The 12,497-nt window shown below is 55.7% G+C and carries 10 protein-coding genes and 1 riboswitch; of the genes, 3 read left to right on the top strand and 7 right to left on the bottom strand.

Annotation, left to right across the window (positions count from 1 at the left end):
• Together GY169_RS11870 and GY169_RS11865 are read right to left on the bottom strand one after the other, a co-directional pair.
• A complete protein-coding gene (locus GY169_RS11870; RefSeq protein ID WP_167575856.1) occupies positions 1–1,083 on the bottom strand; it encodes a glycoside hydrolase family 105 protein in 1,083 nt (360 codons plus the stop codon).
• Between the two features lie 252 nt (positions 1,084–1,335).
• Positions 1,336–1,920 carry a flavin reductase family protein gene (locus GY169_RS11865; protein WP_167577297.1) on the bottom strand — a complete coding sequence of 195 codons (585 nt, stop codon included), beginning with the start codon at positions 1,918–1,920 and terminating at the stop codon, positions 1,336–1,338.
• A gap of 184 nt (positions 1,921–2,104) precedes the next feature.
• On the opposite strand from GY169_RS11865, the gene nhoA reads away from it, so the two are divergent.
• The 3 genes from nhoA to GY169_RS11850 are packed head-to-tail and all read left to right on the top strand — an operon-like array spanning position 2,105 to position 4,364.
• Complete coding sequence (gene nhoA, locus GY169_RS11860) at positions 2,105–2,950, top strand: N-hydroxyarylamine O-acetyltransferase (protein WP_167575855.1); 846 nt, start codon at positions 2,105–2,107, stop codon at positions 2,948–2,950.
• Positions 2,951–3,008: 58 nt separating this feature from the next.
• Positions 3,009–3,800 carry an MBL fold metallo-hydrolase gene (locus GY169_RS11855; RefSeq protein ID WP_167575854.1) on the top strand — a complete coding sequence of 264 codons (792 nt, stop codon included), beginning with the start codon at positions 3,009–3,011 and terminating at the stop codon, positions 3,798–3,800.
• 42 nt (positions 3,801–3,842) lie between these two features.
• Complete coding sequence (locus tag GY169_RS11850; protein WP_167575853.1) at positions 3,843–4,364, top strand: shikimate kinase; 522 nt, start codon at positions 3,843–3,845, stop codon at positions 4,362–4,364.
• A gap of 34 nt (positions 4,365–4,398) precedes the next feature.
• Here the strand turns inward: GY169_RS11850 and GY169_RS11845 are convergent, their stop codons facing one another.
• The 5 genes from GY169_RS11845 to GY169_RS11825 all read right to left on the bottom strand — a co-directional run bounded on the left by GY169_RS11845 (position 4,399) and on the right by GY169_RS11825 (position 12,480).
• The gene (locus GY169_RS11845) at positions 4,399–5,412 is read right to left on the bottom strand and encodes a magnesium transporter (protein ID WP_167575852.1); all 1,014 of its coding nucleotides are present in this window, start codon (positions 5,410–5,412) and stop codon (positions 4,399–4,401) included.
• Positions 5,413–5,466: 54 nt separating this feature from the next.
• Positions 5,467–5,650: riboswitch (M-box (ykoK) riboswitch) on the bottom strand.
• A gap of 194 nt (positions 5,651–5,844) precedes the next feature.
• Complete coding sequence (narI, locus tag GY169_RS11840) at positions 5,845–6,525, bottom strand: respiratory nitrate reductase subunit gamma (RefSeq protein ID WP_163445563.1); 681 nt, start codon at positions 6,523–6,525, stop codon at positions 5,845–5,847.
• On the bottom strand, positions 6,522–7,217 hold the full coding sequence (gene narW, locus GY169_RS11835; RefSeq protein WP_065357005.1) for a nitrate reductase molybdenum cofactor assembly chaperone: 696 nt from the start codon (positions 7,215–7,217) through the stop codon (positions 6,522–6,524). The genes narI and narW overlap by 4 nt, the downstream gene beginning before the upstream one ends.
• A complete protein-coding gene (gene narH, locus GY169_RS11830) occupies positions 7,217–8,743 on the bottom strand; it encodes a nitrate reductase subunit beta (RefSeq protein ID WP_065357006.1) in 1,527 nt (508 codons plus the stop codon). Before narH ends, narW begins: the two co-directional genes overlap by 1 nt.
• Positions 8,740–12,480, bottom strand: coding sequence for a nitrate reductase subunit alpha (locus GY169_RS11825; RefSeq protein WP_167575851.1), 3,741 nt, complete (start codon positions 12,478–12,480; stop codon positions 8,740–8,742). The genes narH and GY169_RS11825 overlap by 4 nt, the downstream gene beginning before the upstream one ends.
• Between the last annotated feature and the right edge of the window lie 17 nt (positions 12,481–12,497).

Genomic DNA, 12,497 nt, shown 5'->3' with positions numbered 1-12,497 from the left:
TTATTTGTTATCCGCCAGGCGCAAACCTTCACTCAGGCATAATATTGCCAACGCTTGCCCATAGCCGGTTGGTTGTAATGGAATGTCTTTATAAAATTGCAGGGTTCGCCCCATTCGCGTGCCATAAGAAACATTATGAACAGTTCCTTCTACATCAATATTATCCTGAACAATCGCCAGCGCTTTCATTCCTGCCTCTAACCAGCGTTCGTCGCCAATTCCCAGGCGTGCGCCTTTTAATAAGCCGTAGCCAAAACCGGCGGTTGCGGAAATTTCGATGTAAGAATCGGGATGATCCAGCAGGGTATGCCAGGCGCCGTTATCCGCCTGCAGGTCTATTAACGTATTCACCTGTTTTTTCAGACACTCGATCAGGTATTCGCGCACGCCTGCGCCCACGTCTGCCAGTTCCAGCAGCTCAAGGATGCCAACGGTAATCCACGCGTTACCGCGCGCCCAGCGGGCTTTGGCAAAGTTGCTGTTCTCAACAAAGCTCCAGCCGTGGTACCACAAACCGGTTTGCGGATCGTTAAGATAGCGCGCATGCAGCAGGAACTGACGCACCACCTCATCAACCAACTCCTGACGCCCGGAAACCGTACCGTAGTGCGCGAGGAACAGCACCACCATAAACAGCGTATCGTCCCAGATCTCCATTTCGTTAATACCGTCGGAAACCACATGCTGGAAGCCTTGCTCCGGGGTGCGCGGAAGCTCAGTCATCACGCGGTTTGCCCAGTTATCCAGCACCTGCTGATAGTGCGGCTGACGGTGATGGGACCAGAACAGTGAGAGAGGCAGCATCGGCGCGGTGGTATTTACGTTGAGGCTCGGCAGACCTTTTTCGATATTTCCCTGAAACCACTGGTCGATAATTTGATATAGATCATCAGACTTTGTGTTTTCCCATAAACGTACCAGTCCAAATAGCCCAACGCCCTGCGGCCATTCCCAACTGGAGAATGAAATATAATCTCCGGCGCTACCGTCAAGATTGGGTTCATTAAAACGCCCATTATCTTTTAATTCAGTAAAGCCGCGCAGGAGTAAATCAATATTTTTATTCAGTGAACGCTTTTCCATTTTTATTCTCAGTCTACGTGTAAAGAAGATTTGGCAATAAGGATTAAATCACTACGCATTTCATATGCGCAATACGAAAAAATTTTGCGTTCATATTCTGTGAGCATTGCCGATATTTTATTGGTCTACGCAGAGGTTTTTTTGCGCGAAATAGAGGAGGGAATTGTTGATAAAACAAAGAGTTGTTGGAACAGTGTTTCATTCCTGCTAAGGAGACTGCACAAATTTTTTGCGCAGTCTTCAAAAAAGGCCTTATTGCGCGTCAATGAGCGGCACGCGGATCTGTTTACCGCTGGCGACAAAGGTGCCTGCGCCAAGATGATGTAGCGTATTGCGCTTATCATCGTCGAACTGCCAACGTCCGGCGACGAACGCCCGTTCATCAGCAGCAGCGGACACCACCTCGCCAAACAGGGTGTCATAGTGTGATGCCGCTGCGGTGGCGGGCAGCAGTCGGCACTCCATCCATGCCAGGCATTTTTCTTCTATCACCGGCAATCCAAGCACCGGTCCGTTGATTGTCGGAATACCGTAGGCATTGAATTTATCCTCTTCGCGCCCGCTGATGCTGCCAACCGCATAGGTCCAGTTGGCGGCGGCAACGCTCGGCACCACAATGCCAAAGGTGCCATTACGTTCAATAATTTCCCGTGACCAGGCATTTTTATCCACCACAATGGCGATACGCGGCGGTTCGAATTCAACCGGCATAGACCAGGCCGCGGCCATCACGTTGCGGCGCTTCGTTTCATCGTCATAGCTGGTTATCAGAATGGTGGGGCCATGGTTAAGCAAACGGCTGGCGTGGTGAAGCTCGACAGAACGAAAACGGCTCATCATTGTTCCTCTGAGAATGAAGGGATGCAGCTTTCACACTAATTGGTGTGAAAAGCGTAAGCAATATACAGAATAAAGTGGGGCGCTTGACGTTGTACACGCCGCCTCAACCGATCGCACAAAACAATCATTCTTAAGCGCAAAATAAGCTATAAAAGACGGAAACCTCATGCTGGAGCCATTGATGACCCCTTTTTTAAACGCCTATTTTGCTCGTCTGGGTTGGACGGGCACTCCCGACGTCTCGGTGGAAACGCTGCGTAGTTTGCATATCCATCACAACAGCGCAATTCCCTTTGAGAATCTCGACGTACTCCTGCCACGCGAGATGCATCTTGACGACCAGGCGCTGGAAGACAAACTGGTTAACGCCCATCGTGGCGGCTACTGCTTTGAACAGAATGGCCTGTTTGAACGCGTGCTGCGGGAGATTGGCTTTCACGTGCGTAGCCTGCTGGGGCGGGTTGTGCTGGCGCACCCGCCGCAGATGCCGCCGCGTACCCATCGCCTGCTGCTGGTCGAGGTCGACGGCGAGCGCTGGATTGCCGACGTTGGTTTTGGCGGCCAGACGCTGACCGCGCCGATCAAGCTACTGGCGGATATTGTGCAATCAACCCCGCACGGTGATTACCGTTTGCTGTATGAAAATCAGGAGTGGATCCTGCAATACAGCCATCACGATCACTGGCAGTCGATGTATCATTTTGATTTGGGTCGTCAGTACGCTTCTGACTATGTGATGGGCAACTTCTGGTCGGCGCACTGGCCGCAGTCGCATTTCCGTCATCACCTGCTGATGTGCCGCCATCTGCCGGACGGCGGCAAGATGACGTTGACCAACTTTCACTTTACCCATTGGGATAAAAACCACGTGGTCGAGAAGGTGGATTTTCCGGACGTGCCCGCGCTGTATGAAGCGCTACAAACCCGCTTTGGACTTGGCGTCACCGATCCGAAATATGGTTTTAGCGTCAGCGAACTGGCGGCGGTAATGGCGGCATTCGACACCCATCCGGAAGCCGGTAAATAACAGGTGGCCCGGCCGAGGGATAGCCGACGCCGGGGTAAACCCTCAGGGATGAATGATCATGGCATTAACGCTTTGTGTTTTACTGGAAAATCATCTCGCCAGCGATGCCGACAGTCGGTTACGGAACCGAGCCGGATTAAGCCTGTTGTTGCAGGATGAAACCACCTCTGTTTTATTCGACACTGGCCCGGATGACAGTTTCCTTCACAATGCTGCTCTGATGGGCGTTTCTCTTGATAACCTCACGGCGACGGTGCTTTCGCACGGTCACTACGATCATTGCGGCGGCGTTCCCTGGCTGCCGGACAATAGTCGCATCATCTGCCACCCGACAATTGGGCAGGAGCGCTTTGCCGCGGTGAACGTTGCGGGGCGCAGCCATAAAATCAAAAAACTCTCGCTGGATATTGATTACACCCGTCATCACATGGAGTACACCCGCACACCGTTGCCGATTAGCGAACGTTTTTTCTGGTCCGGTGAGATTGCTGTCGATCACCCCCGAGCCTATGGCGTGGCCGCGGGTAAAACGGATTATGTGATTGATGAAGGGGTACTGATCTACTTGTCGGAACGCGGGCTGGTGATTATTACCGGCTGCGGACATCGTGGAATCATTAACATTGTCCAGCACTGTCAGAAAATTACCGGGATAAACCGCGTTCATGCGCTGATTGGCGGCTTTCATTTGCGCTGCGCCTCTCCGCGTACGCTTTGGCAGAGCAGGCAGTTTCTCCAGCAGTTAAAGCCCGATAAAATCATGGGTTGCCACTGCACTGGCGCGTGGGGAAAACTGTGGTTACCGGAGGTTATCTCCCCGGCGACCGGAGATACGTTTGTGTTTGAATAGCTATGTTCGCGACATTGTTCTGGTCGAGTGATGGAGGGGAGCGTGCATCTTTATATGATTGGCCCTGGCGGGGTGGGGAAAAGCACCGTCGGGGAAAGACTGGCCGAACGGCTGGGCTACACGTTTGTCGATCTTGATACGCAATTTTGCGAACGTCTGGCAAACATTCGTGATTACCTCAAGACTGACGGCTATGAAGCTTATCTTGAACAAAACTCCGCGCTGTTTGAAGCGCTATCGGTTGAGCTGCGCCATCATAATGTGGTTTTTGCGCTGTCTTCCGGTTTTCTTGCAACCGATATTCGCCCGGATATCGTTCAACGCAACCGCCAGCGCGTGCGGGAGTCCGGGCGTTCTATTTTGCTTATGCCGTCAAAAGATGTCGATGTCGCGTGTGGCTGCATCGTTACGCGTCAGCTTAAACGCGGATTTGGGCTCGAACGGGATAAAGAAGAGGCCAAGTTCCGCCAGCGATTTCCCGACTATATGGCGCTGGGCGATATCCAGATTTTCACAATGGGCTCACCGGAAATCATCATTAACAAAATCATCGCCGCCCTGTAGCCCGGCGTTGGCTATCCCTCGGCCGGGTGTTCGCTTAGTTTAAGCCTAAGAAGTGCTGGGCGATTTTGAAGTAGATAATCAGCCCGGTGCCGTCAATCAGCGTGGCGATAAACGGCGCGGAGACCACCGCCGGGTCAATGCCGACGCGTTTGATGACCAGCGGGATCACCGACGAGACCACCGCGCTCCAGAGGGTGACGCACACCAGCGTCAGGCTGACAATAAAGGTGATTTCCGGGCCAATACCCATTATCCACGCCCGCAGGCAGCCTGCCGCACCGAGGGTGATGGCGACCAGCATCGCCGTCGACATCTCTTTACGCAGGATCCGCCCCAGATCCCGAAGGCCCACTTCGCCAAGCGCCATCGCGCGCACCAGGGTGGACGTTATCTGCGTGCCGCTGTTGCCTCCGGTGCCAATCAGCAGTGGGATAAAGAACGCCAGTGCGATGGCGGATTCCAGCGCCTCTTCAAAGTGTTGGATAACGGTGCTGGTGTAAGCCTCAGCGATAAACAGCAGCAGCAGCCAGACAGCGCGTTTTTTCCACAGCGTAACCGGGCTAATCTCCAGATACGGTTTTTCCAGCGGCAGCGTCGCCCCCTGAAGCTGCGCGTCTTCGGTGATTTCATCCGCTAGCAGCTGGTCGATCTCTTTTTCATTCAGGCAGCCTATAAGCTTGCCGTTTTTAATCACCGGCAGCAGGGTCAGACGGTGCTTTTCGATCAGTTCCGCTGCCACGTCGCGGGTATCGTCCGGGCCGACGTGGTATAGGGTGGTGGTCATCAACTGCGCGACCGGCTGATTATCATCGGACGCCTGGAGCAGCGTGCGCGTCGATAATATTCCGCGCAGGTTGTCGCCGGAAACCACGAATACGGCGCAGGGGAAATGGTCGTCATTTAATTGTCGCAGGAACATCTCGCGCGCTTCTTTTACGCTCAGTGGTTCCGGCAGCGAAATAAACGTTTTCGACATGTAGCTTGCAATAAGATCGCCCGTTACAGGGACGGTTGCGTAGTGCGGTGCAGTGGCATGAATGTAAGACATTAAAATGTTCCCTATAGAAATTCTATATAGGGCGAACAAAACAGGAAAAGCTGAGAAAAATCCCTACGTCCCGGTTTTAGCACTGAACAACGTATCTGTACGGCCTTGAGCCGTCAGAAGTTATCTTGGCAACACCTTGATTCGATGGATGCCTGTATTTCCCTGTGATGGTCTCTCTCGATACCACCAGGGCGATAACTTATGTTTATTCAGGAGCCTCGCCATAACAAGATTATTAATTACGATGCTGGGTGAATTTATATTTCCCGCGTGCTGTCAGACACTACGATAAATTCAACGAGCGTAATATAGCGCGTTATTACGCATTGTGGCGGTGAAAGATAAAGTGGTTGAGAATAGGTTTAATATTTTATTTGTGGCATAAAAAACCCGGCGTCGCGATGCTCGGCCGGGTTACAGGGTTCGAAAAGACTATCGGCGTGAACGCACCACCTGATAACGACGGGTCAGATATTCCACCGGCGCGCTCCAGACGTGCACCAGGCGGGTGAACGGGAACAGCAGGAAGATGGTCATGCCGAGTACCAGATGCACGCGGTAAACCCAGGCTACGCCGTCCAGGTGCACTGATGCGCCGCCGTGGAAGGTGACCACCGCCTGCGCCCAGTCGACCAGTTTCAGCATTTCGCTGCCGTCCGGATGCTGCGCGGAGAACGGAATGGTGGTCAGGCCGAGGCAGCACTGGATTAGCAGAATGCTGAGGATCAGAATATCCGCGGTCGACGAGGTGGCGCGAATGCGTGGGTTAAACAGACGGCGAATCAGCAAGCCAGCGCCGCCGACCAGCGTCATCACCCCACAGGCACCGCCGAGAATCATCGCCATCAGCTGTTTTTGCGACAGCGGCAGCCAGGATTCATACACCCAGTGCGGGGTCAGCATGCCGAAGAAGTGGCCGAAGAAGATGCCGAGGATGCCGACATGGAACAGGTTTGACCAAATCACCATTCCGCGTTTGTCGAGCATCTGGCTGGAGGAGGCGCGCCAGGTGTACTGACCATAGTCGTAGCGCAGCCAACTGCCCAGCAGGAACACCGTGCCGCAGAGGTAAGGGTAGATGTCGTAAAAAAAGACGTTAAGGTACTGTATCATTTCGGGCCTCCCATACGGACGTCCACATACTGTGGCGCCACGTCCTGGCTAAAGCGTCGTTGATAGCTCTGCAGCGGAGAACTGTCGCAGGCGGTGGCGTTATCTTCGATAAACTTCACCTGTTCCTCTTCCCAGACCGCATCCAGCGCCTGGCGGGTATCGTCTCGCGCTTCGCCCGCCACCTGTTTTGTGACACTGTCACTTGATAGTGAGGTATTGGCCAGCGTCAGCAGGGTATCGAACAGCTGATACCACGGCGCCTGACGCTGTTTCAGCCGACCGCCAATCAGCGCCAGAATCGGCGCCACGTTTTGCAGGCCTTCCTGTGCCTGAGCCTGCGGCAGAATGCTGAGGTACTCCAGATAGAGCGGCAGATAGTCAGGCAGCTCGCGGCAGTTGAGCTGTAGACCCACCTGTTCATACTGCGCCATCAGCTCAACCATCGCCTGGCCGCGGTCACGCGATTCGGCATGAACATGTTCGAACAGCAGCAGCGAGGTCGCACGCCCGCGCTCGAAAATCTCACACCATTCGGCCTGCTTATCGAGCAGCGAGACCGCCAGGTGCTGTTCCAGGAACGGGCGCAGCGCCGGGGCATCGCTGTCAATCAGGGCAAAAAGCTCGTCCTTGTTGTCCCAACTGAGTTCATCGGGGTACTCCAGCAGCAGCCCGATGATTTTCAGGATCCGCATTAGTCTTTCTCCCCGATGTTAATGGCGTCGATACGGTGGCTGTTAAACAGGTTGAACTTGGTGTCTGACCCGTGGCAGCCGTCGCCGAAGGTGAAGCCGCAGCCGTTGCGTTCCGGGAAGGCGTCTTCCGCCATTTCACGGTGGCTGGTGGGGATTACGAAGCGATCTTCGTAGTTGGCGATCGCCAGGTAGCGATACATCTCTTCGACCTGTTCCACGCTGAGGCCCACTTCCTCAATGGCGCGGGTGTCGGTCACGCCTTCTACGGTCTGCGAACGCTTATAGTGGCGCATCGCCATCATACGTTTCAGGGCGCGTAGTACCGGGCCGGTATCGCCGGCGCTGAGCATATTCGCCAGGTACTGCACCGGAATGCGCAGGCTTTCCACCGCGGGCAGGATGCTATCGGTTTTCGGCAGGCCGCCCGCGTCGGCGACCGACTGAATCGGTGACAACGGCGGGACGTACCAGACCATCGGCAGCGTGCGATACTCCGGATGCAGCGGCAGCGCCAGCTTCCAGTCCATCGCCATTTTGTAGACCGGCGAACGCTGGGCGGCATCAATCGTGTTCTGAGTGATCCCCTGTTTCAAGGCTTCCTCAATGACGGCCGGGTCATTCGGGTCGAGGAACACGTCGCACTGGCGCTCGTAAAGATCGGTCTCTTTCTCGGTGCTGGCCGCTTCTTCAATGCGGTCTGCGTCGTACAACAGCACGCCGAGGTAGCGGATACGGCCGACGCAGGTTTCAGAGCACACGGTCGGCTGGCCGGACTCAATACGCGGATAGCAGAAGATGCATTTTTCTGATTTACCACTTTTCCAGTTGAAGTAGATTTTTTTGTACGGGCAACCGCTGATGCACATGCGCCAGCCGCGGCACTTGTCCTGATCAATCAGGACAATGCCGTCTTCTTCACGCTTGTAGATAGCGCCGCTCGGGCAGGTGGCGACACAGCTTGGGTTGAGGCAGTGTTCGCACAGGCGCGGCAGGTACATCATGAAGGTATTTTCGAACTGGCCGTACATCTCCTTTTGCATTTCCTGGAAGTTGTGGTCGTGAGCGCGTTTTTCGAATTCACCGCCGAGCAGTTCCTCCCAGTTTGGCCCCCATTCAATCTTGTTCATCCGCTGGCCGCTGATCAGCGATCGTGGGCGGGCGGTCGGCAGGTTTTTGCCTTCCGGCGCGTTATGCAGATGCTGATAATCGTAGGTGAACGGCTCATAGTAGTCGTCGATGCCCGGGATCAGCGGGTTAGCGAAGATTTTTGCCAGCACGCCGACGCGTCCGCCCATGCGCGGCGTCAGTTTACCGCTGATGCCGCGTACCCAGCCGCCTTGCCATTTTTCTTGGTTTTCCCAGTCTTTCGGGAAACCGATGCCAGGCTTGGTTTCGACGTTGTTGAACCACGCATACTCCATGCCTTCGCGGCTGCTCCAGACGTTCTTACAGGTCACTGAGCAGGTGTGGCAGCCAATGCATTTATCGAGGTTTAACACCATCCCAACCTGTGAGCGAATCTTCATTTTGCCGCCTCCTGTACCTGATCATTGCCTTCATCATCCAGCCAATTAATGTTTTTCATTTTGCGAATCATAATGAACTCATCACGGTTCGAACCGACCGTTCCGTAGTAGTTAAAGCCCCAGGCCAGTTGCGCATAGCCGCCGATCATATGGGTAGGTTTCGGGCAAATACGGGTTACCGAGTTGTGGATCCCGCCGCGCCGCCCGGTCACTTCCGAGCCGGGAATATTCATCAGGCGCTCCTGGGCGTGGTACATCATGGTCATGCCCGGCGGCACGCGCTGGCTGACCACCGCACGGGCGGTGAGCGCGCCGTTGGCGTTAAATGCCTCAATCCAGTCGTTGTCAGCGATCCCCAGATCTTTAGCATCGGTTTCACTTAGCCAGACGATTGGCCCGCCGCGCGAGAGCGTCAGCATCAGCAGGTTTTCGCTGTAGGTGGAGTGGATGCCCCATTTTTGGTGTGGCGTCAGGAAGTTGAGCGCTTTTTCCGGGAACCCATTCGGCGGAATAGCGTTCATCTGGCTCACGCTGCGGGTGTCAATCGGCGGTCGATAGGCCACCAGACTTTCACCGAAGTCGCGCATCCACGGGTGATCCTGATACAGCGACTGACGCCCGGAGACGGTGCGCCACGGGATCAGTTCGTGAACGTTGGTATAGCCCGCATTGTAAGAGACGTGCTCGTCTTCCAGACCAGACCAGGTGGGGCTGGAGATAATCTTGCGCGGTTGCGCCTGAATATCGCGGAAGCGGATTTTTTCGTCCTCTTTGTTGGTTGCCAGGTGGGTGTGGTCGCGGCCGGTAAATTCACTCAGCGCCTGCCAGGCCTTCACCGCAACCTGCCCGTTGGTTTCCGGGGCGAGGGCGAGGATCACTTCTGAAGCGTCAATTGCCGTCTCGATACAGGGGCGACCTTTCGCCGGACCCTGCTGTTTGACGTAGTTGAGCTTGCCGAGGAAGTCGACCTCGGTTTGCGTTTTCCAGCCGATGCCTTTGCCGCCGTTACCTAGCTTGTCCATCAACGGGCCGAGCGAGGTAAAGCGTTCGTAGGTGGCCGGATAATCGCGCTCCACGGCGACAATATTTGGCGCGGTCTTACCCGGAATGAGATCACATTCGCCTTTGCGCCAGTCCTGAATCGCGAACGGCTGCGCCAGTTCGGCGGGGGAGTCGTGTTGTAGGGGTTGCAGTACTACGTCGGTTTCCGTACCCAGATGTCCCTGGCAGATTTCGGAGAACGATTTGGCGATGCCTTTGTAGATTTCCCAGTCGCTTTTCGATTCCCACGCCGGATCGACGGCGGCAGAGAGCGGGTGGATAAACGGGTGCATATCCGAGGTGTTCATATCGTCTTTTTCGTACCAGGTGGCGGTTGGCAGGACGATATCGGAGAACAAACAGGTGCTGGACATGCGGAAATCGAGGGTCACCAGCAGATCGAGCTTGCCTTCAATCGCGGCGGTCTGCCATTCCACTTCTTCCGGTTTCACGTCCTCTGCGGAGCCAAATTCCTCACTCTGAATACCGCTATCTGCCCCCAGCAGGTACTTCAGCATATATTCATGACCTTTACCGGAGGAGCCCAGCAGGTTTGAGCGCCAGATAAACATATTGCGCGGGTGGTTCTTCCCGCTGTCCGGCTGCTCGCAGGCCATGCGGATCTCTCCGGACTTCAGTCCTTGTACGGTATAGTCCTGCGGCGTCATCCCGGCCGCGTCGGCTTTCGCTTTCAGTGACAGCGGATTGAGATTGAGCTGCGGGGCGGAGGGCAGCCAGCCCATGCGCTCGGCGCGCACGTTAAAGTCGATCAGGTGACCGCTATATTTCGTCGGGTCGGCCAGCGGTGAGAGTAGCTCCTTCGCGGTCAGCTTCTCGTAGCGCCACTGGCTGGCGTGATTGTAGAAATAAGAGGTGCTGTTCATCTGGCGCGGTGGACGGTTCCAGTCCAGCGCGAAGGCCAGCGGCAGCCAGCCGGTTTGTGGCCGCAGTTTCTCCTGGCCGACGTAGTGCGCCCAGCCGCCGCCGCTTTTGCCAATACAGCCGCAGAATACCAGCATGTTGATCATGCCGCGGTAGTTCATGTCCATGTGGTACCAGTGGTTCACCCCGGCACCGAGAATAATCATCGAACGGCCATGCGTTTTATGCGCCGTATCGGCGAATTCGAGGGCGATTTTTTCGATGTTCTGCCGCGACACGCCGGTGATCTGTTCGGCCCAGGCAGGGGTATAGGCTTTCAGTTCGTCAAAGCTTTTGGCCGCCAGATTGTCGTCCAGGCCGCGATCGAGCCCGTAGTTGGCCAGCGTCAGGTCATACACGCTGACCACCAGGCGACGGCTGCCGTCGGCGAGGGTGAGCTCTTTTGCTGGCAGTTTGCGCACCAGGATGGGATCCTGTTTCACGCTGCGGAAGTGCGGGTTTTCGTTGCCGCCAAAGTAGGGGAAGGCCACGCCCGCCACCGTGTCGTGACTATCGAGCAGAGAAAGCGTCAGCTCGGTCTCTTTACCGGATGCCTGTGATTCGAGGTTCCATTTCCCTTTTTCACCCCAGCGGAAGCCGATGGACCCGTTTGGTACCACCAGTTCGCCATCGCTGTTGTAGGCAACGGTTTTCCACTCCGGGTTATTGCTCTCGCCAAGGCCATCGACCAGGTCGGCGGCGCGCAGCATTCGGCCCGCGACGTATGAACCATCTTCCCGGCTATCGAGCATCACCAGCATCGGCATGTCGGTATAGCGGCGGCAGTAGTTGATAAAATAATCGCTCGGATTATCCAGGTGGAATGCTTTGAGGATCACGTGCCCCATCGCCATCGCCAGCGCGCTGTCGGTACCCTGTTTCGGCGCCAGCCACTGATCGCTGAGTTTGGCCACTTCCGAGAAGTCAGGGGTAATGGCGATGGTTTTGGTTCCCTTGTAGCGTACTTCGGTGAAGAAGTGGGCGTCCGGGGTGCGAGTTTGTGGGACGTTAGAGCCCCAGGCGATGATATAGCTGGAGTTGTACCAGTCGGCAGACTCCGGCACGTCGGTCTGCTCGCCCCAGGTCATCGGCGAAGCCGGCGGCAGGTCGCAGTACCAGTCGTAGAAGCTCAGGCAGGTTCCGCCGATCAGCGACAGGTAGCGAGTCCCTGCGGCATAAGAGACCATCGACATCGCCGGAATGGGCGAGAAGCCCGCCACGCGGTCGGGGCCGTAGTTTTTGATAGTCCAGACGTTAGCGGCAGCGATCAGCTGGTTCAGCTCTTTCCACGACGAACGGACGAATCCGCCTTTTCCGCGCGCCTCTTTGTAGCGACGGGTTTTCTCCGGGCTTTGCATGATGCTGTCCCAGGCCAGCACCGGATCGGTTTGCTGCGCCAGCGCCTCGCGCCACAGTTCAATCAGCTTCTTGCGCGCCAGCGGATATTTCAGGCGGTTAGCGCTGTAGAGATACCAGGAGTAGCTTGCGCCGCGGGGGCAGCCGCGGGGCTCATGGTTGGGAATGTCGGGGCGGGTTCGCGGGTAGTCGGTTTGCTGGGTTTCCCAGGTCACCAGGCCATTTTTGACATAAATCTTCCAACTGCATGAGCCTGTACAGTTCACACCGTGCGTCGAGCGGACGATTTTGTCGAACTGCCAGCGCTGACGGTAGCTATCCTCCCAATCACGGTTATTGTCATAGACCTGTCCGTGACCATTGGCAAAGGTCTCGCCTTTCTGCTTAAAGTAGCGAAAGCGATCCAGTAGTTTGCTCATGACATTTTCTCCTGACG

The organism is Kluyvera genomosp. 3 (genome assembly GCF_011765685.1).
GTDB classification, from domain to species: Bacteria; Pseudomonadota; Gammaproteobacteria; order Enterobacterales; family Enterobacteriaceae; genus Kluyvera; species Kluyvera georgiana_A.
The sequence above is the reverse complement of the archived record's forward strand: the minus strand, read 5'-3'. Positions and strand labels throughout refer to the sequence as shown.